Source organism: Enterobacter cloacae complex sp. 382A5, from assembly GCF_050031095.1.
GTDB lineage: Bacteria > Pseudomonadota > Gammaproteobacteria > Enterobacterales > Enterobacteriaceae > Enterobacter > Enterobacter cloacae.
In genome coordinates this window covers 1-18,054 of record NZ_JBLGVK010000003.1, presented here as the reverse complement: position 1 = coordinate 18,054, position 18,054 = coordinate 1, and the positions used below count along the sequence as shown (strand labels likewise).

The 18,054-nt window shown below is 45.7% G+C and carries 23 protein-coding genes; 22 read left to right on the top strand and 1 reads right to left on the bottom strand.

Annotated features, from left to right (window positions below; all coding sequences use genetic code 11):
* The first annotated feature begins 1 nt into the window (after position 1).
* The 16 genes from ACQG2G_RS23175 (at position 2) to ACQG2G_RS23100 (ending at position 14,080) form a co-directional block, all read left to right on the top strand.
* The gene (locus ACQG2G_RS23175) at positions 2–772 is read left to right on the top strand and encodes a type IV secretion system protein (RefSeq protein ID WP_000716326.1); all 771 of its coding nucleotides are present in this window, start codon (positions 2–4) and stop codon (positions 770–772) included.
* Between the two features lie 9 nt (positions 773–781).
* Positions 782–1,039 carry an EexN family lipoprotein gene (locus ACQG2G_RS23170; protein ID WP_000759841.1) on the top strand — a complete coding sequence of 86 codons (258 nt, stop codon included), beginning with the start codon at positions 782–784 and terminating at the stop codon, positions 1,037–1,039.
* Between the two features lie 11 nt (positions 1,040–1,050).
* The gene (locus ACQG2G_RS23165; RefSeq protein ID WP_000235886.1) at positions 1,051–2,106 is read left to right on the top strand and encodes a type IV secretion system protein; all 1,056 of its coding nucleotides are present in this window, start codon (positions 1,051–1,053) and stop codon (positions 2,104–2,106) included.
* A 194-nt stretch (positions 2,107–2,300) separates the two neighbouring features.
* Complete coding sequence (locus ACQG2G_RS23160) at positions 2,301–3,029, top strand: virB8 family protein (RefSeq protein WP_004199085.1); 729 nt, start codon at positions 2,301–2,303, stop codon at positions 3,027–3,029.
* A 5-nt stretch (positions 3,030–3,034) separates the two neighbouring features.
* Positions 3,035–3,964 (top strand): TrbG/VirB9 family P-type conjugative transfer protein, encoded by a 930-nt coding sequence (locus tag ACQG2G_RS23155; RefSeq protein ID WP_000783386.1) that lies wholly within the window; start codon positions 3,035–3,037, stop codon positions 3,962–3,964.
* Positions 3,961–5,175 carry a VirB10/TraB/TrbI family type IV secretion system protein gene (gene virB10, locus ACQG2G_RS23150; protein WP_001295060.1) on the top strand — a complete coding sequence of 405 codons (1,215 nt, stop codon included), beginning with the start codon at positions 3,961–3,963 and terminating at the stop codon, positions 5,173–5,175. The genes ACQG2G_RS23155 and virB10 overlap by 4 nt, the downstream gene beginning before the upstream one ends.
* A 1-nt stretch (position 5,176) precedes the next feature.
* Positions 5,177–5,374, top strand: coding sequence for a DNA-binding protein (locus ACQG2G_RS23145; RefSeq protein WP_000629109.1), 198 nt, complete (start codon positions 5,177–5,179; stop codon positions 5,372–5,374).
* On the top strand, positions 5,371–6,405 hold the full coding sequence (gene virB11 / locus ACQG2G_RS23140; RefSeq protein WP_000650512.1) for a P-type DNA transfer ATPase VirB11: 1,035 nt from the start codon (positions 5,371–5,373) through the stop codon (positions 6,403–6,405). Before ACQG2G_RS23145 ends, virB11 begins: the two co-directional genes overlap by 4 nt.
* A 2-nt stretch (positions 6,406–6,407) precedes the next feature.
* Complete coding sequence (locus ACQG2G_RS23135) at positions 6,408–8,243, top strand: type IV secretory system conjugative DNA transfer family protein (RefSeq protein ID WP_000053822.1); 1,836 nt, start codon at positions 6,408–6,410, stop codon at positions 8,241–8,243.
* Positions 8,240–8,632, top strand: coding sequence for a cag pathogenicity island Cag12 family protein (locus ACQG2G_RS23130; RefSeq protein WP_000738524.1), 393 nt, complete (start codon positions 8,240–8,242; stop codon positions 8,630–8,632). The genes ACQG2G_RS23135 and ACQG2G_RS23130 overlap by 4 nt, the downstream gene beginning before the upstream one ends.
* 87 nt (positions 8,633–8,719) lie before the next feature.
* The gene (locus ACQG2G_RS23125) at positions 8,720–9,034 is read left to right on the top strand and encodes a TrbM/KikA/MpfK family conjugal transfer protein (RefSeq protein ID WP_000754496.1); all 315 of its coding nucleotides are present in this window, start codon (positions 8,720–8,722) and stop codon (positions 9,032–9,034) included.
* A gap of 85 nt (positions 9,035–9,119) precedes the next feature.
* On the top strand, positions 9,120–9,446 hold the full coding sequence (locus tag ACQG2G_RS23120; RefSeq protein ID WP_004208538.1) for a hypothetical protein: 327 nt from the start codon (positions 9,120–9,122) through the stop codon (positions 9,444–9,446).
* Positions 9,443–9,937 (top strand): thermonuclease family protein, encoded by a 495-nt coding sequence (locus tag ACQG2G_RS23115; RefSeq protein ID WP_001215543.1) that lies wholly within the window; start codon positions 9,443–9,445, stop codon positions 9,935–9,937. The genes ACQG2G_RS23120 and ACQG2G_RS23115 overlap by 4 nt, the downstream gene beginning before the upstream one ends.
* An 82-nt stretch (positions 9,938–10,019) precedes the next feature.
* Entirely contained in the window at positions 10,020–11,282 is a 1,263-nt protein-coding gene (locus ACQG2G_RS23110) for an AAA family ATPase (protein ID WP_000517490.1), read from the top strand.
* Between the two features lie 3 nt (positions 11,283–11,285).
* A complete protein-coding gene (gene topB / locus ACQG2G_RS23105; protein ID WP_004199098.1) occupies positions 11,286–13,613 on the top strand; it encodes a type IA DNA topoisomerase in 2,328 nt (775 codons plus the stop codon).
* An 11-nt stretch (positions 13,614–13,624) separates the two neighbouring features.
* Entirely contained in the window at positions 13,625–14,080 is a 456-nt protein-coding gene (locus ACQG2G_RS23100; protein WP_001293458.1) for an H-NS family nucleoid-associated regulatory protein, read from the top strand.
* Between the two features lie 37 nt (positions 14,081–14,117).
* Here the strand turns inward: ACQG2G_RS23100 and ACQG2G_RS23095 are convergent, their stop codons facing one another.
* Entirely contained in the window at positions 14,118–14,768 is a 651-nt protein-coding gene (locus ACQG2G_RS23095; RefSeq protein ID WP_000351937.1) for a YkgJ family cysteine cluster protein, read from the bottom strand.
* A 272-nt stretch (positions 14,769–15,040) separates the two neighbouring features.
* On the opposite strand from ACQG2G_RS23095, the gene ACQG2G_RS23090 reads away from it, so the two are divergent.
* The 6 genes from ACQG2G_RS23090 (at position 15,041) to dqlB (ending at position 17,870) form a co-directional block, all read left to right on the top strand.
* Complete coding sequence (locus tag ACQG2G_RS23090; RefSeq protein ID WP_023408316.1) at positions 15,041–15,220, top strand: hypothetical protein; 180 nt, start codon at positions 15,041–15,043, stop codon at positions 15,218–15,220.
* Positions 15,217–16,038, top strand: a complete 822-nt coding sequence (locus ACQG2G_RS23085) for a SprT-like domain-containing protein (protein ID WP_000196235.1) — start codon at positions 15,217–15,219, stop codon at positions 16,036–16,038. Before ACQG2G_RS23090 ends, ACQG2G_RS23085 begins: the two co-directional genes overlap by 4 nt.
* 109 nt (positions 16,039–16,147) lie before the next feature.
* Positions 16,148–16,402, top strand: a complete 255-nt coding sequence (locus ACQG2G_RS23080) for a hypothetical protein (protein ID WP_000510385.1) — start codon at positions 16,148–16,150, stop codon at positions 16,400–16,402.
* 17 nt (positions 16,403–16,419) lie between these two features.
* Positions 16,420–16,695 (top strand): hypothetical protein, encoded by a 276-nt coding sequence (locus ACQG2G_RS23075; protein WP_000557557.1) that lies wholly within the window; start codon positions 16,420–16,422, stop codon positions 16,693–16,695.
* Entirely contained in the window at positions 16,692–16,970 is a 279-nt protein-coding gene (locus ACQG2G_RS23070) for a hypothetical protein (protein WP_001093608.1), read from the top strand. Before ACQG2G_RS23075 ends, ACQG2G_RS23070 begins: the two co-directional genes overlap by 4 nt.
* 804 nt (positions 16,971–17,774) lie before the next feature.
* A complete protein-coding gene (gene dqlB / locus ACQG2G_RS23065) occupies positions 17,775–17,870 on the top strand; it encodes a DinQ-like type I toxin DqlB (RefSeq protein WP_000609145.1) in 96 nt (31 codons plus the stop codon).
* Positions 17,871–18,054 lie beyond the last annotated feature (184 nt).

Here is an 18,054-nt window from a genome sequence, read left to right as displayed (position 1 = left end):
TATGAAAAAGCATATCGTTGCGGCACTTATCGCCTCTGTTACGGTTATTTCTGGTGCTCAGGCTGGTGTTCCCGTTGCCATTGATGCAAACCCTGAATGGGCTGTCGAAGCGCAGCGCTGGACAGAACGCCTCAAACAGTGGCAGGACACCGTGAACCACTACCAGAAACAGATTAATGCCTATAAGCAGGAGCTGCTGACCAAAACGGGCATTCGTGATGTTCAGGGACTGGTGCAGTCTGCGCAATCTGTCAGTAAGGAGCTGGAGAATATTTACGACCAGGGGAACTCCTTCATTGATGATTACATTAAGAACCCGGAAGCCACCCTGTCTGAGCAAGCCAGATCACTACTGGCCGATTATAAGGTGACAAACACCTGTAAGGGGCTGGGATATACGGGCGACCTGGTGCGGGGCTGTGAAGCCTCGTTCCTGTCCCAACTGGCGGGGATCGAGTACGGCAATAAGCTGGAAAGTAAACTGCGTGAAGATAATCAGGAAATGGCCGACCTTATCGACCAGGTGAAGAACGCCCAGGACACGAAAGCCACGCAGGACGCGACAAACGCTGTATCTCTGGCAAGCCTGAAATTTAACAAGCTCAAATTTCAGTATGAAATGTATCGCGATAAGCAGCGCGATCTTGCAGAATACAAGGAGAAAATGTTACAGGCTGCTTTCCAGGAGAAACAATTAGGGGCTGTTAATAAAGAAACTCCAGTTGTTGATTATAAGGCAGCATTTGAGCAGCAGAGTTATGAAATGAACTGAGGGGGCATTTTGAAAAAATATGGATTAGTTGCGGCGTTGGGGCTTACATTCTTTCTTACCGGGTGTGAAGAGGTTAAATCTGTAGACTGGTGGCAGTCTCACGTAGACGATGCAACGAAAAAAGTAGCTGAATGCAAAAAGTCTGGGAGTGATAGCGAAAATTGTAAAAACGCTAAGGAAGGTTTGTTTAGGTATAAGCAATTACATCCTAAGCATGTTGACTATAAAGATGCATTCAAAAATGTATTGGGTAAAGATGGAAGTTAAAAGGAGCCACTATGGCAACTTCTAGGTATTTCCAGGCCGCTCATGACGTTATTGTTAAAACTCTTGACCAGTCTTTGACTGGTCAGTTAGATAACTTTTCTTCAATAGCGTCTCAGTTGGGTAAGTATGGTATTTCCATTTATATATTGTGGTATGCTTATACCACAATAGTTGGGAAGCAAAAAACCGCAGTGCAGGATTTTTTATGGAATCTATGTCGATTCTGGTTAATTCTTGTTTTTGTCAAAAATATGGGGGGGTGGTTAGATAGTGCAACTCAGGCCATTGATGGGCTGAAGGAAACATTTGCAGGAGGTGATCCTTGGAAATGGGTTGACGAGCTTTGGGAGAAAGTTCAGCAGGTAGCTGCATATCTTATGTCCAAAGATACTTCGAAGTATGTGAAAACAGATGGGGCAATCGCATCTTTATTAACATATGCTGGAGGGATAATTGCATTATTGCTAACTTCAATAGTTTATCTCGCCGCCGAAGTTACTATTAAGATACTTACTATTACCGCGCCGTTGTTTATTATTTGTCTTTCATTTGGTTTTTTAAGGCAGATGTTTAATAGCTGGCTTCAGTTAATATTTAGCTCATGCTTCATATTCTTGTTTTGTGGACTGGCAATTAAAGCGGGAATGACGTTCCTTAATGGCATTCTGACAATCTCGATAGCTAACGCAGATGAATTAAATCTGATATCAACAGGTGCTCAGGCCGGGGTTGCAGGTGCATTTATGGCCTGGATTATCTGGCAAGCCAAAACCTATGCTTCCCAGCTCGCAGGGGTAGGTGTTGAAGGCGCGATGCAAGGGGCAGCCGCAATGGGGATTGGTGCTGGCGTGTTCGGCGCTTCCCGTATGGGGCGTAATCTGCTTGGTATGGGTAAAAATGCAGGGATTGGCGCATGGAAAGGCGTTCGCCGTCAGGATGGAGGGTTCAACCAGTCTCCTGGTGTATCCGGTAAGTTGGGGAATCTGACCGGGCAGGGCGTTAATATTGGCGCTAAGAGGCTTCGCCAGGCTGCGATAGATGCGGCGAAAAAGAAATATGGAGGTTAACCGATTTATTATTTAAATCTGTCAACTCTGAGTATTCCGCAGTAAATATTCACTCCTCTATTTAGGTTCTCACATTATGAAACTACTTATCACGGCTATCGTGACGCTTTGCCTTGTCGGATGCCAGGCGTCACATAAACAACCTCCGGTATCCGGAAAAAGCGAACCTGTTAATTCAGCAGAGGTAATGCGCAATGGGGTTTAAACTCTCAGGATTAAAACTTCCCGGTTTTAACAAGAAAAAAGAAGTAACAGACTCTTCAACTACTTTTGAAGAGAAAAATGTATTGATGCAGGAGAAAATGAACCGCATTTATAAATTCGGTGGTATTGCAGGAATTGCCGTAGGTGTGTTGTCTCTGCTGGCACTGAATGGAGCGCTACCGTTAAAGAGTACGGTTGTCGAAGCTTATCTTATTAATGGTGTCACTGGCGTTGCTGAAAGACTGACTTCTGTTAAAAAAGAAAACCTCTCTGAAAATGAAGCGCTGGCGAAATACTTCATTACTCAGTATGTGAAGCGTCGTGAAGGGTATAACTATTTCAGTCTCCAGCATGATTATGATTATGTTCTGTTATACAGCGCTGAGAATGTGGCGACGGATTACAACGCTTTAATCAACGGCAACCAGTCACCAAAGGTTATTTATAATAAAGCGGAAAAAACCGCATCTGTTCAGGATAATCCGTCCGTGATTATCAGTCCGTCATCCCGGCGCGATGATAAGGATATGGGAGCATATATCCGGTTTAAATTAACCATTCGAAATGTCGCGACAGGCCAGGATGATTATGAATACTGGAACGTCCGGTTGACCTACCGTATTGAACCACAGGTCGAAATGGCATCGGGTGACCGAAACAATAACCCGCTTAAATTCGTTGTAACGAGCTATGTACGCGATAAAGAAGTGAAAGGGTGAAAACTATGAAAATGAATAAAGGAGCGCTAATTGTGGCGCTTCTGTTGGTGTCGCACGTCTGCCATGCAGCCGTTACGCCAGCAGCCAGCCGTTTTGATCCCCGTAATCAGATTGTCAGTTATAACCCGCAAAACACGACAGTCATAAACAGTGCGGTTGGCTATACAACCACACTGGTATTTGACGAGGATGAAACGGTCATCAGTGCCAGAACCGGCTTTCCCCAGGGCTGGGAAGTGAACAAAGAAGATAACCTGGTGTATCTCGAAGTGAAGCCCGTCAAACAGACCGTACAGAAGAACAGTACCGATGACAATGGCAACCAGTCTTCAGAGGTGGTCAGTGTAGCCCTTGATCCTGAAAACGACCTGGAACGCTGGCGAACAAACCTGTTTGTTCGCACAACAAAACGTAATTACAGCATGGAGCTGAACGCCCGAACGTTCCGGCAGCCGGATAAGATCGCGTTTGTTGTTAATTACCAGTACCCGCAGGAACGCCGGAAGGAGCAAGCCGAAATCGAGAAGAAACGGATTGAGGCTCTTAACAAGCGGCAGGAGGAGCAGGCAATCAACCGTTCTCTTGAAAATGCGAAGTCGCCCAAGAACTGGGATTACTGGAAGCGGGTAGCTGACGGCAGCCAGTCAATCAGCCCGGATTATGCGTATGACGATGGCCGCTATACCTGGTTTGGCTTCAGCCCCCTGAAGAAAATCCCCAGCGTCTTTGTTATGAGCGGCGAACAGGAAACGCTGACTAACCCGGTAGTCAAAAACAGCGGTAGTTTCACCGTTGTTGGTGTTCCTGTAGACCAGCGCTTTGTTTTGCGTATGGGAAATCAGGTTGTTGGGGTTGAAAACCGGGGCTTTGGCAAAGTCCGTCTTCCGGCAGGAGATACCGTTTCCCCGAACGTTGAGAAAGAGGTGATCCAGTGAGCGAACAGGAAAATAAAATCCCGACCGCTGTAGAAATTGAACAGGCACTACGGGAACGGCATCAGAAAGAAATTGAGCAAAACGATAAAACGGATAAGGGAGATGAAGATGACGGTAAATCAGTAAAACGCCTGGGTATCGAGAAGCTTAAAAAATCGCGTAAGGGGCTGGTGATTATTGTGGCCGCTTTCCTTCTGCTGGCCGCCGGGGTGTCTGTCTACTATATCCCGTCGATTATTCGTGCAATGTCCAGCGGTGATGATAAGCCTGCCAGTAATGCGGTATCTACTGGTTCAGTAAAACGCGCGACAGGACTCAGCGATGATGTTGATCCATTCAACACCAGGGAAGAACCGGCTAAGACGGAAGAACGGAAGGAAAGCAGCGGCAAAGCGGAAACGCCACCGGAAAAAGTACAACAAAACTTCAGTCGTGCGCTGGATGTGGCCTATGGGGGGAGCAGCTCTGCTTCCTCAAATTCCGGTGGTAGCTCATCAACGGCCAGCAATACCAGGAACGAGGGGGACGGCAGTGACAAACAGGCAGAGGTTCAGCCTGTTAATGCAGGGCAACCCGCGCAGCTTTCTAAAATTACGCGCGTTCCTTATGACCCTAACCTTTTCATTCCTGAAAATACCGCGATTAAGTGCTCGCTGGACAGACGATTTATTTCTGATCTGGCTGGCAAGCTGGTCTGTACGATTAATGAGGACGTATACAGTGCAAACAGGAATGTAAAGCTAATTGAAAAGGGAACAGCCGCATATCTGATGTATAAAACGGGCACGTTCAATCATGGTCAGGGAGCCGTGTTTATCGCTGCTACGAAGCTTAGAACACGTAAGGAACCTTTCATTGATATTCCGCTGATTGATACACAGGCGGCGGGAGCGCTGGGTGAGGCCGGGGCTTCAGGCTGGATTGACACACATTTTGCAGATCGCTTTATGGGCGCGATGATGGTTGGCATGATCCCCGATGTGGCACAGGCCGCAAGTGGAGCGGCTAAAAGTAATAAAGACAATCAGACCGACTATACAGCTAACAGTCGCCAGGCTTTTGCTGATATAGCACGCGAAGCGTTTGCAAACAGCGTAAATATCCCTCCAACGCTTTATAAAAACCAGGGGGAAATCATTACTCTGATCGTTGGTCAGGATTTGGATTTCTCCAGCATCTACAAATTAAAAATGGTGGGTACCCGGAGGTAATTTGATAACGCTGGATATCAAAGAGTTTTCAATGCTGTTAGGAATAAGGGAAAGCGAAATATACCATCATATTCGTAAGGGCATACCAATAAATGGCGTTCCTTTCCCCAAACCACTGAAACAAATCAAAACGCATCGATTTAATTACGAAGAAGTCATGCGTTTTATTGAAGATCTTAAAGGAAAAGGTGAATTATGAAGGATGCAGAGAACAGACATATTGTTTATGAAATAATAGATGAATACTTCCACCACTGGCTTAATGAAGTCGATGGTTTAACTGAAATCGCGGTAAATCGGCCTGATGAACTGTTTGTTAAAGTGAGTGGGAAATGGCAGCAGCATGAATTAAAAATGGATTTTAAAGATTGTATGTCATTTGCAGGGGCAATTTCTGATTATCATGATGGTGGGTCGGTTACGCCAGAATATCCCTTACGTTCTGTTACGCTCCCCGGAGGGGAGCGTGTACAAATAGTTATTCCCCCGGCAACGGAACGGGAAACGGTGTCTATTACAATCCGTAAGCCGTCCAGTGTGTTTATCGACCATGATACCTTTGTTAAACAAGGGTTTTACTCAAGGCTAAATCAAGGGGGGAAATTCAGGGATAAAGAAGATGAATTATCTTCAATGTTTAAAGATAATTGTTTTGAACAATTTGTCCCTGAATGCCTGGTTAAGGGTAAAACGATGGTATTTTGTGCCGGAACGGGGGCGGGTAAAACCACCTTTGCAAATGCCTGTCTTCAGTACATACCCCATCATTTACGATGTATTTCAATTGAAGATACAGATGAAGCAAAGTTCAGGTTCCACAAAAATCATGTGAAATTGTATTACCCGTCAGAAGGGGAAAGTAGCACTGTCAGTTCCGCTTCTCTTTTACGTTCTGGTTTTCGTATGAACCCGGACAGAATCCTCATGACTGAGGTTCGCGGCGCGGAAGCCTGGGATTTTCTCAAAGGCTCAAGTTCCGGCCATGCAGGGAACCTTACAACCGTCCATGAGAGCACCCCTGAAGATGCTGTGCTTGGACTGGTTCAACGGTGCTATATGAACCCTGAATGTCAGAATTTGCCTTATAACATTATATTGCGGAGGGTGTTAAGCAACGTCGATGTGATTATGAGTATTAAGTACATCGATGAGGAAGATAACCGATTTGCATCGGGTATTTACTATCGTGATATTCATTTTCAGGAATACTTTGAAAAGCTGAAGGAGTGATTATGTCTCTGAAACTACCCGATAAAGGCCAGTGGGCTTTTATCGGTCTGGTTATGTGTCTTGTGACGTATTATACTGGCTCAGTTGCTGTTTACTTCCTGAACGGAAAAACGCCGCTTTATATATGGAAGAATTTTGATTCCATGCTGCTGTGGCGGATAATAACAGAGAGTAATATACGGACAGATATCAGGTTAACCGCAATCCCCTCTCTTTTATCAGGTATGGTTTCGTCTCTCATTGTGCCTGTTTTTATTATCTGGCAACTGAATAAAACGGATGTTGCTCTTTATGGTGACGCGAAGTTTGCCAGTGATAATGATTTAAGAAAATCGAAACTTCTGAAATGGGAGAAAGAAAACGATACTGATATTCTTGTAGGTGCATATAAAGGTAAATACCTGTGGTATACCGCACCAGATTTTGTATCACTTGGCGCAGGAACCCGCGCAGGTAAAGGGGCTGCAATAGGTATTCCAAACCTGCTGGTCAGGAAACATTCCCTGATTGCATTAGATCCAAAACAGGAACTGTGGAAAATCACCAGTAAGGTACGTGAAAAACTGCTGGGTAATAAGGTCTATCTTCTTGACCCTTTCAACAGTAAAACGCATCAGTTTAACCCGCTTTTCTATATTGATTTAAAAGAAGAGAGCGGGGCTAAAGACCTGCTGAAGCTGATTGAGATCCTGTTCCCGTCTTACGGTCTGACCGGAGCGGAAGCACACTTTAATAACCTCGCGGGGCAGTACTGGACGGGGCTGGCAAAATTGCTTCATTTCTTTATTAACTACGACCCCTCCTGGCTTGGTGAGTTCGGGCTTAAACCTGTTTTCTCAATTGGTTCTGTAGTCGATTTGTACAGCAACATCGACCGGGAGCTGATACTCAGTAAGCGAGAAGACCTGGAGGGAACAAAAGGACTTGATGAAAACGCGCTGTATCATCTGCGCGATGCCCTGACCAAAATCAGGGAGTATCACGAAACCGAAGACGAACAACGTTCGAGTATTGATGGTTCGTTTCGTAAGAAAATGAGTCTGTTTTATCTTCCGACTGTTCGCAAATGTACAGACGGCAATGATTTCGACCTTCGCCAGTTGCGCCGGGAAGATATCACTGTTTATGTTGGCGTTAATGCTGAAGATATGTCCCTGGCCTATGACTTCCTCAACCTGTTCTTTAACTTCGTTGTGGAAGTCACGTTACGAGAAAACCCTGACTTTGACCCGACACTGAAACATGACTGTCTGATGTTCCTGGATGAGTTTCCGTCTATTGGTTACATGCCAATCATTAAAAAAGGTTCGGGTTATATTGCCGGGTTTAAACTCAAACTTCTGACGATTTACCAGAATATCAGTCAGCTTAATGAAATCTATGGTGTTGAAGGTGCCAAAACGCTGATGAGTGCGCATCCCTGCCGGATTATCTACGCTGTCAGTGAAGAAGATGACGCTAAAAAGATTTCGGAAAAGCTGGGCTATATCACCACCAAATCGACAGGTTCAAGCAAGACAAGCGGACGCTCAACGTCGAAAAGCAGTTCAGAAAGTGAGGCGCAGCGCGCCCTTGTGCTCCCGCAGGAGCTGGGAACGCTGGATTTTAAAGAAGAATTTATCATTCTTAAAGGTGAAAACCCGGTTAAAGCTGAGAAAGCCCTCTACTTCCTCGACCCGTATTTTATGGACAGGCTGATGATGGTAAGCCCCAAACTTACCGAGTTAACCGCCTCTCTGAATAAGACTAAAAAAGTATTGGGTGTTAAAGGGCTTAAATATCCTTCTAAAGAAAAAATGCTCTCCGTCGGTGAGCTGGAGTCAGAGGTTTTACTATGAAAAAAATGTTAATGGTCAGTGTCCTTTTTCTCTCTGCCTGTTCCTCTCCGCCTGAACCACCACAGGTTGACTGGGAACAGAATCCTGAAACGGTGAATACACAATTAATGGACTGGCAACCGACATACTCAGTTATTAAATCAGACAAGGTTAATTCATCGTGGGTTAAGGTTATCCATAATTTCAGGCCTGAAAACCGCCTTTACGATGATGCTGTTTTTTATTCTGTTGCACATTCTGATTCAGTGATTGTTGAAACCAGTAACGGAACAGACTTTTTCACAGCTAAAAACTGGTTGAGGGCGAACGGTGCAAACGGTGTCATACAGTATCGTTATAAAATGAACTGTTTTTCTTGCCGGACTACCAGTGTTTATTTATCACGATAACGCCGGATTAATAAAATTCTTGTAATTTTATTGAGCCGGGGTTGAACAACCGCAGGGCGTTAGTTGCCCGTTATCCATGAGGTGTATATGAAAAAGACCGTAACCACGGCAGTGCTGCTTTGTGCGTTCGCTGCCGGAACTGCTCATGCTGAGGAAAAGGCCGACCCGAACGATCCATGTGCAATGGTGTTATGCCTTGCCGGAAAACTTGACGGAAGTAGTCCGGCAGAATGTGACCCGATGTATAAAAGTTTTATGTCAATCAGGAAAAAGAATAAACATGGTTTTTTACCCGATCACACGGCAGATGCCAGAAAGAAAAAACTAAATGAATGTCCTGCGGCTGATGCAGGTACAGTAAGTAAAATTATTTCAAGCTTTGGCCGATTGAAAAACTTTTAATTCTGTTTGATTTAATTCTGATGTGAATACGCAAGTTTCAGGTTTGAGACTGGAACTTGCGAACATTTTTTACAGGGGTGGGAGGATGAAAATTATTAACGTACCTGATGCAAGAAGTGTGAGAATTGCCGGAATTGAAATTATCGATAGTGTCAAATCGGTCGCTTCTGTTTTTACTGAAATTTTGTTGTTTATGGTCTGGTTTCCGGCAATTGTCTATGGGCTTTATCGTTTTGTTATCGTTTTGTGGGATGCTTCCTTAAAGCCGCAATCGCTCATTGAGTTTATTAATTTCATGGTTGAGTTATACAGCTATGTACTTCCTTCGTTGGCTGTTATCGCAGTGGCTTTAGTCGTCGTTTTATCCATTTTTAAAAGACTCTCAGCAATATGGGAGGGAAGAAAGCAATGAGACATTTTTTTAATGTTCTTTCCTTTGCTGTTGCCCTGTTGCCAGCTACATTGTGTGCTGCTCAGATTCAGGGGAAAGTTATTCGCGTTCTCGATGGAGATACCATCGAAGTTAAAACACTACCCGCGAAAATTGTTGTGTATGAAGTTCCGATTCGAGTCCGATTGATAAATATCGATGCACCGGAAAAAAAACAACCCTTTGGTCGCTGGTCAACCAATCAACTTAAAGCCCTGCTGGCAGGGCAATCAGTTACCGTCTCTTATACGCAAACAGATCGCTACGGGCGAGTCCTGGGACGAGTGGTGACAGCGAACGGCACTGAGGCTAACCGCCAGCAAGTGCTAAAAGGGGCTGCATGGGTTTATGACAGGTACAACACCGATAACTCATTACCGGCTCTGCAACGGGAAGCTCAGACACAGAAGCGCGGCCTGTGGGCTGACAGTAATCCCGTTCCTCCGTGGGAGTGGCGTCATAAACAAAACTGACGCGCTTCGCTTGTCCAACCCCTCCTCTGCCTGAAGAAAATCTTCAGGCAACGTCACGGTTTTTAATATACATGGTGCGCATATGGGTAAATTAACTCTGGTAGAGCAGGCTTTACGGCTCCATAAAGAATATTACGGTGAAGATAATTTTGGTACTGTCGTAAAGGATTGTGATTACTATCCTAAAGTGGCAGAGATTTTTATAAACAGAAAGAATCGTAAAATTTATTCGAATCTTGATATCGAACCCGTTGCTTCAACCGTCGTTCATACGGGAAGTAGCCCTGTTATGGCTAAAGCCGGGAGGATTAAAAAGCTTATGTTTAAAGATGGTTCGGGAGCATACCGGATTCATCTTGGTCAAAATGAAGTGGTTCATATTATTCGCTTCATTCTTAACTCTAAAGTCAGAATGGAGTACGCAGTTGGCACAACCAAAAGTATGTCGATGCTTCATAATCTTTGCGAAGCTGGACGCGCTAAATTAAACCGCTCTTTACCCCGTAAAGGTATCTGGAAAATCGGGTGTTACGACGGCGTTTATTATCACGGTAAGGCAAGGAAGGAAGAAATAGAAAACGCTTTACGTTTTTCTGTTCATCCAAAGTTTAATGAGCTGGAGAATGACTTTAATCAGTTCTTTTCGGATATTGATTTCTACACCCGTTATGGTCAGTCAGGAATGCGAAAAGTGCTTTTTACTGGTCCTCCGGGCACAGGGAAAACGACTATCGCAAAAGCTTTGGGGGCAAAATATCAGGATAAATATGTATTTGTTTATGCTGATGATTACTTTAAAGATGTTTGCTATGCCGCAGCTCAAAAGAAAATACCCGTTATCATAATAGCTGAAGAGGTTGATGAACTTTATCGGGCTGATGCCGGAACGTTAAGTTTTCTTGATGGGGCTGATACACCGCGAAATCTTGCCGGGACATATGTTATTTTTTCAACGAACTATCCTAACCGGATTGATCCGCGCATCAGAAAACGCCCTGGCAGAATTGACAGAATCATATCTGTAGGTGCTTTTCGGACTAAAGCCGCTGCCGCTTGTGCCAAAATGTACTTACCAGACGATATAAATATTGACCTTAAAGAACTTGGCGCGGTGCTGGACAGAACGACTCCTGCTGAAATAAAGGAGATAATAAATATTGCTATTGGCATGATTCGCGGAACAAAAAACGAATTAACAGTAGATGTAATCAAGAATGCGCGTGCCTTTTTGAAAGGAACCCTTGACCTTAGTGTGCAGGAGGCAGAAGAAGACATAGAGGAAAGGGAAGAAATCTTTAAAAAGAATGGTGCGCAGCCTGACTATTCAAGTTACCTTGAGGATTGATTAATGAGACTTTTTATTGCAGAAAAACCGTCTTTAGCAAAGGCTATTTTTGAAGGACTGGGCGGAAATCCCAATACAGAAAAGAAAAACGGCTATTTTGAACACGGTTCTGATGTCGTTACCTGGTGTTATGGTCATATGCTGGAGCTTTACGACCCACAGGATTATGACGACAAATATTCCAACTGGCGTTATAGTGATTTACCCATTAAAGCGGTTTATCCGCCAAAATATAAAATCAAGCCTGAATCAGAAGCACAGACCCGCATTATTTTGTCTCTTATCGATAAAGCCGACAGCATCGTTCATTCAGGCGACCCCGATGATGAAGGATGTTTGCTGGTTGATGAGATTCTGGGTTATGCCGGAAACAAGAAACCCGTCCAGCGACTGCTTGTTGCCGACCTCAACCTTGCGCCAGTGCAAAAATCACTGTCGAATTTACAACCTAACGATAAATTTCGCGGTATGACGTTAAGCGCCCTGGCGCGTTCCCTGTGCGATCAGGGTTTTGGCTATAACATGACGCGGGGATGTACATTAAAAGGCCGTGAGAAGGGCTATGACGGCGTTCTGAACGTTGGCCGGGTACAAAGTGCCGTTCTTGGTCTGGTGAACATGCGCACGCTGGCGAACCAGAATCACACAGAAAGCTTTTATTACGATGTATTCGCCAGTCTGTCGATGAACGGGCATCAGATTAAGGCGAAATATCAGACAACAGACGACGATCAGATAGACGAGAAAAAACGCCTGATCTCCGAAGCTCAGGCCGCGCATATTGCCGGACGTGTTACGGGTAAGGATGCTATTGTTACTATCGCGACGACAAAGCCGGAAAATAGCAAGCCTCCGCTTCCGCTTAACCTTTCCACGCTTCAGCAGCTCTGCGCAAAGCGATTTGGTTATTCTGCAAAAGATACGCTCGATGTGATGCAGGGGCTGTATGAAACTCACAAGCTTCTGACCTATCCACGTTCTGACAATCGCTATCTTTCAGATGAGCATTATTACCAGGCCGGAGATATTGCCACTGCTATAGCGGCCACCGTACCCGAACTGGCGTCTGCGATCGTAGATATGGATAAAGGCCAGAAACACAAAGCCTTTAATGCCAGTAAGATTGAGGCGCACCACGCCATCATCCCGACGACAAAAAGCGGAGCCGGTATTCAGCTTAATGAAAAAGAGCGGAACGTTTATAACCTGGTGTCCGTCTACTTTATCGGGCTGTTCTACCCGGATGCGATCCGCAACAAGACGAAAATCCACTTTGATATTAAGGGGGATACCTTTACGGCCACACAGAGCGTTCTGGTACAAAAGGGCTGGGAAGCGCTGGGTAAGGATAGTGATGACGAGGACGAAACCGAAGATGCCGGAACGGACGGTTTTGACCTTTCATTGCTGAAATTTAATGACAGCGGCCTGTGTGAATCGGCAGACGTGGACAAGAAAAAGACTACACCACCTCGCTATTTCACAGAGTCAACGTTACTGGCCGCCATGACGAGTGCGGCAAAATTCATTGATGATCCGGCTCTCAGAAAGGCGCTGGAAGCGAAAGACGAGGGCAGCAGTGATCGTGGCAGTATCGGAACGGAAGCCACCCGCGCGGGTATTCTTGAGAAACTGGCGGCAAATACCGGGCTTATCTCCATCGAAAAAGAAAAGGGGTATTCGGAGCTGGTATGGAAAACCACAAAACAAGGCCAGGAGTTTTGCGCTGCACTGCCTCCTGAAATCACTAAACCGGATATCTCCGCTCTGTGGGCTGAAAAGCAGTCTCAGATCAAAGCCGGAGAGCTGACAGTTGAGGAGTTTATTAAGGAAAATGATGAGTACGTCCAGGGGTTAATCGACGAGCTGGACAGGAACGGAATTTCGATTTCTTCAAATGCCACGCCCTGCCCGGTTTGTAACAACGGTTTCCTGCGTAAGCGTAAGGGGCAAAATGGCTTTTTCTGGGGATGCTCCTGCTACCCTGAATGCAAGACAACATTCCCGGACAAAGACGGCAAACCGGATATGGAAGCAAAATCCAGATCAGAAGGTTCCATGTCCCGGCTCGAAGCCCCCTGCCCTTCATGCAGTAAAGAAATTATTATCCGGCCTAAAGGCTTTTTCTGTTCCGGGTGCGAGTTTAAAATCTGGTCTGAAGTGTCAGGAAAAAAACTGACACAAAATCAGGTTGAGACATTAATCAAAAAAGGTAAAACCGGAGAGATTAAAGGCTTTACCAGTAATAAAACCGGGAAAAAGTTTGACGCTGCAATTGTTTTGCAGGATAAAACTACGGGTAAACTTGGGTTTCAGTTCAGTAAAAAATAAGGATTAACTCGATGAGTGAAAATGAAACGTTTGACGCAACAAAAAAGCTACTCCTGAATATTCGCTCTGTTCGTGTTTTTGCGCGAGAAACCAGCTTTGAACAACTGCTGGAAATGCAGGAAAAGCTTAACGCCGTGATCGAAGAACGTCGTGAAGAAGCAGAGCGTGAGGCAGCAGAACGCGCAGAGCGCGAAAGAAAGCGCCAGGAACTGCTCCAGTTGATTGCCGGAGAAGGTTTTTCACCGGAAGAACTGCTTGGCCTGTCCGAAGATGCGCAAAAAACACGCAAAAAGACGTTGCCAAAAGCGCCGCCTAAATATCAGTTTGATGAAAACGGCGAAACGAAATACTGGTCTGGTCGTGGCCGGACACCAAAACCAATCGACGAAGCGTTAAAAGCTGGCCGTTCTCTTGATGAGTTTCTCATCAAAAAAGATGCTTCCAGCACTGCTGGTGACGAACAGTAATCTAACAAGCCTCTGACACTGCGTCAGAGGCTTTTTTTTAGCAAAAAGGGCGCGGGGGGTTATGGTGAAGAAATCTTTGGATATCTTCGCGGGGATAAGGGAAGTAGTCTCTGATATCTTTGGTTTCTAACTTACCAGTGCAGTGATACGTCTGAAAATAGATCCACTCTGCTATTGTTTTGTAGATGTGATTTCCCATGTTCGCGCTTTGAGAACCATACTGCATGACTTGTGCATCCAGGTCATTACACATCTCCGGCGGAGTGAGTACATGATATGTCCTGCATAACAGCGGGCGGTAATTGTAGATTGAGCATGTTCCCTTCTCAGACAAAAACGGACATTTTGACTCATGCCCGGTCGTAAGCGGGTTGTCTCTGGCAGTAAGTTTACTTGCTTGTGCAATATGTGTTGCCTCAAGCGCGGTTAAATGAACATCCATTTTACAGCACGAAGAGCACCCCTTTTGACAGGAGGTAAACGTGCTCACAAATTCTTTGTTAAAACGATCCAAAAAGGCGTACATCTGTTTTAACTTGAGGTAAATATTACCGGATTGAGTATTGAGTTTATTTATGAGTGCCTTTAACTCATCGAAATACTTATCAGGTACGGGTTTCAGATTGGTATAGCCGGGTAATGTTTCGCCTGGCTCCAGGTGGATCACTGAGTTAGGTTTGATATCCATTGCTTTTGCTTCCTATATTCTTCTCGCGCTGGTTGTTCATTTGACACTAAAACAAGCGTCATACAATGGCAAGGTGTCAAGCCCAGCAGTAAATCACGCTTGCCAGCAAACCAGTTTCCTGCAGCCGGTTTGGCCGTTGATTTTTGCCAGCAATATTACCCGCTCGATGCCCGCCCTGGGCGTGAAATTGCCAGCAAAAAAGATTGCCGCTATCAAAGGTGTGGTTTATATTATCTGTATCGTACGATACAGATAATGGAGAAGCTTAATAGATGACTGAAAAAATCACTGACGAGGAACTGGTAGATTTGTTGGAGGCGCTCAAAAGAGCACATGGTATGGGCGTTTGTTCAAAGGCGGTTAAGCTGGCACAGCGTTGCGCTGATGTGTTCCCTGCTATTGTTGCAGAGTTACAGGAATATCGGAACGCCGCTAAGCGAACTTCAGCATGACAAGAGCCACGGAACGCGCTTACAGCGAGCTACAACAGGCGTTTGATTTCTATAACCAGCGCCTTTTTGACGGCGAACTCCCTGACTGTCTGATTACGTTCCAGCGCGGCAAGAACACAATGGGCTATTTCAGTTACAGGCGCTTTGTTGCTGCTGACGGCAGCGGCAGGATGATTGATGAAATCGCCCTCAATCCTGAATACTTCCCGGTGTACCCGCTTATTGAAGTCATGCAAACGCTGGTTCATGAGCAGTGCCATATGTGGCAGTACCACTACGGCAACCCGTCGCGTAAGACGTACCACAATGCGCAGTGGGCGGCAAAAATGGAAAGTATCGGACTTATGCCCTCCTCCACCGGGAGACCTGGTGGTGCGAAAGTCGGCCAGAAGATTAATGACTATCCGATCCCTGGTGGCCGCTTCCAGCGCGTCACACTGGAACTGTTCCAGGGGCAATTTGCTTTGAGCTGGTTTGATCGCTTCCCTGTCCAGGTCGAACAACAAAAAGATATGACCGCCGTAATAGAGCAATGGCGCGAAACGCTTGCTCTGGCGCATCAAAATGCTGAGGCCGGGATTGATATAGAAGCGGTGCTTTCTATGGCTCTGCTGCCGTCAGTATCACCGCAGAACGGGAGCCATTCAGATGATATGGCCGGGAGCAATGACAATGATTTGTCAGTTGCAGCATTTGAGGACAAGCCAAAACGAAATAAAGTTAAATATCAGTGTCGCGGGTGTGGCGCTGCCGTGTGGGGCAAAGCCGGACTGAATATTGAATGCGGCGATTGCGAGCTGGCTTTCATCGAAAATTAATTGCCAGCAAATTTTCCCGGTCACATCTGTTGGCCAGTGTTTTTTGCCAGCAAAGTTTCTTCCCGGGTTCGCGCCGGCAGCGCAAAAATGACAGCAAAAGAGGGGTATCATGGGGCATTACACAATCAGAACGAATGACGACGAAGATCAGGCCATTAAAAAGGCGCAGGAAGCGACCGGACAGGCATCAGCCAGCAAAACCTTTATGACGGCTATCCTTGAGCTTCAGCGTAACAGAGACGAGATGGCGCAGCTACGGCGTGAACTGGCGCAGGAAAAAGCGCGGAGTCAGGAGCTGGTATCATCGGTAAAACAATTCCGTTCCAGCCTGAACAATCTGTTTGATCTGGCTGACAACCCTTAAATAACAAGGAGCGAAACGTGCATACCACAAATGCGATTATCCTGTGCCTGGTGTCATATCCCTGCATCGTTGCATGGGTTATCTATAAAAACAGATTTGTCGATTACTTGTTTTTAACTCTGCTTGCTTGTTTGGGGAGCATTTTTTCAGTCGTATTGTATAAACAGCCCGACTACTCATTGACCATATATCAGGCCGTTGCTGTCGGCTATGCTGCCGTGATCATGCCAACGGTGTTAGTTTTGAGTGTCGTTAATATCTTCATGGGAAAAGCAGAGAGAACGTGCAAATGAATACACTGGCTGCACTGGAAAATACGTTTCGTGATATGAGAAAGCATGGCTGCCAAACAGTCATGGTCACGCAGTCTTTAGCTGATTTTGGCCGCTACAGCTATAAACCGCGCCCTGCATTTCAGGACTGGATCGAACGGCTGAAGACTGGCGAACGTCTGCCGCGAGGCCGTTACTTTGTTGGCAAGAAGCCTGGTGGCCGCCTGGTGCTCATTGATGAATTGGGGGGAACATGGACAGAAAAAGTAACAGTGATTCATACCAACGCTGGATGATAGAGAAGGCTGACAAAAGGGAAAGGACGCAAATCAGTATGTCGTTCGTAAAGATGAAGGACGTACTTTTTAACGTGCTGGCTATCGGTACTGTTTTAGCAGCCCTGGTGGTGATCTTTTATGAAGTGCAAAGCAGCTTATAAATTGATGGCCGTTGACAATGAATGTCATACTACCTGACCGGGCAATGCCGGAAGATTTCTTTCACGGGTGATGGTTTGTGATCCCGGCATTGTTCCGGCGCTCTCTCGTAAATTCTCGCGCCCAATCCCCCTCGCAAAACCTCAGAATTCACGTAACGCACCGCGATTTCGGCAACCATCAACCCTAACGTCCTTATGTTGTTGGGTTTGCCGCAGAACAATTTATTCATTTAAAATAGATTTAAACGAAGCGGGAAACCGCAGACGTAAAAAAACCGACTGGTGAGGTCGGCTTTTTTACGGTTCCGGTGCGAGCTGGTAACTCAGCCCGGAAGGGAAACTCTCTACAACTGACAATAGTATGATAATCCGTGAAGCCTGATTATGCAATATGACGGGCAGTGACTGTGCGTTAACGGTTTGCCTGAACGTTAGATAAACGTATAATCAGAGGGTTAGCTCTGTGGTGAGTCTCTCCCTGCATTCCGCTAAATGCGGCATGAACAGGTTCAAAGTCCTGACAGGTAATACAGGTGGTGCTGGTTATCTGTGCTCTGGCAGGAGTGAGACTCTCTACAACTGACAAGACGAAGAGAAGCCGTGGTGACAGGCAGTGTAAGAGCAAGCCACGGTGTCTTTACTCCATTTATGGAGAAAACGGATGATTAACCTGTTAATCATCGTTCTGAGGGCGGTAGCGGCGCTTGCAAACGCGCTGATTGCCATTCTGGAACTGATCCGCCAGTTCATCGACTAATGAACACGGAAACGTAATTAAGGCCGGAGGAACACCACCTCCGGCCTTTAATAAAAATATAGTTTAGTTACAACATTCACTAGTCTGTACTAACCACCACACACCTGACCTTCTGCGCACAAGTTACCTTTAATCACTCCTAAACAGGCATTTCATGAAACTCCCCTGTTCTTGCATCGGTAAC

Bases quoted from the DNA above. Each gene is read 5' to 3' on its own strand.
- ACQG2G_RS23175 (WP_000716326.1), top strand. From the start codon at position 2: ATGAAAAAGCATATCGTTGCGGCACTTATCGCCTCTGTTACGGTTATT.
- ACQG2G_RS23165 (WP_000235886.1), top strand. From the start codon at position 1,051: ATGGCAACTTCTAGGTATTTCCAGGCCGCTCATGACGTTATTGTTAAA.
- ACQG2G_RS23160 (WP_004199085.1), top strand. From the start codon at position 2,301: ATGGGGTTTAAACTCTCAGGATTAAAACTTCCCGGTTTTAACAAGAAA.
- ACQG2G_RS23155 (WP_000783386.1), top strand. From the start codon at position 3,035: ATGAAAATGAATAAAGGAGCGCTAATTGTGGCGCTTCTGTTGGTGTCG.
- virB11 (WP_000650512.1), top strand. From the start codon at position 5,371: ATGAAGGATGCAGAGAACAGACATATTGTTTATGAAATAATAGATGAA.
- ACQG2G_RS23135 (WP_000053822.1), top strand. From the start codon at position 6,408: ATGTCTCTGAAACTACCCGATAAAGGCCAGTGGGCTTTTATCGGTCTG.
- ACQG2G_RS23130 (WP_000738524.1), top strand. From the start codon at position 8,240: ATGAAAAAAATGTTAATGGTCAGTGTCCTTTTTCTCTCTGCCTGTTCC.
- ACQG2G_RS23125 (WP_000754496.1), top strand. From the start codon at position 8,720: ATGAAAAAGACCGTAACCACGGCAGTGCTGCTTTGTGCGTTCGCTGCC.
- ACQG2G_RS23120 (WP_004208538.1), top strand. From the start codon at position 9,120: ATGAAAATTATTAACGTACCTGATGCAAGAAGTGTGAGAATTGCCGGA.
- ACQG2G_RS23115 (WP_001215543.1), top strand. From the start codon at position 9,443: ATGAGACATTTTTTTAATGTTCTTTCCTTTGCTGTTGCCCTGTTGCCA.
- ACQG2G_RS23110 (WP_000517490.1), top strand. From the start codon at position 10,020: ATGGGTAAATTAACTCTGGTAGAGCAGGCTTTACGGCTCCATAAAGAA.
- topB (WP_004199098.1), top strand. From the start codon at position 11,286: ATGAGACTTTTTATTGCAGAAAAACCGTCTTTAGCAAAGGCTATTTTT.
- ACQG2G_RS23100 (WP_001293458.1), top strand. From the start codon at position 13,625: ATGAGTGAAAATGAAACGTTTGACGCAACAAAAAAGCTACTCCTGAAT.
- ACQG2G_RS23095 (WP_000351937.1), bottom strand. From the start codon at position 14,768: ATGGATATCAAACCTAACTCAGTGATCCACCTGGAGCCAGGCGAAACA.
- ACQG2G_RS23090 (WP_023408316.1), top strand. From the start codon at position 15,041: ATGACTGAAAAAATCACTGACGAGGAACTGGTAGATTTGTTGGAGGCG.
- ACQG2G_RS23085 (WP_000196235.1), top strand. From the start codon at position 15,217: ATGACAAGAGCCACGGAACGCGCTTACAGCGAGCTACAACAGGCGTTT.
- ACQG2G_RS23080 (WP_000510385.1), top strand. From the start codon at position 16,148: ATGGGGCATTACACAATCAGAACGAATGACGACGAAGATCAGGCCATT.
- ACQG2G_RS23070 (WP_001093608.1), top strand. From the start codon at position 16,692: ATGAATACACTGGCTGCACTGGAAAATACGTTTCGTGATATGAGAAAG.
- dqlB (WP_000609145.1), top strand. From the start codon at position 17,775: ATGATTAACCTGTTAATCATCGTTCTGAGGGCGGTAGCGGCGCTTGCA.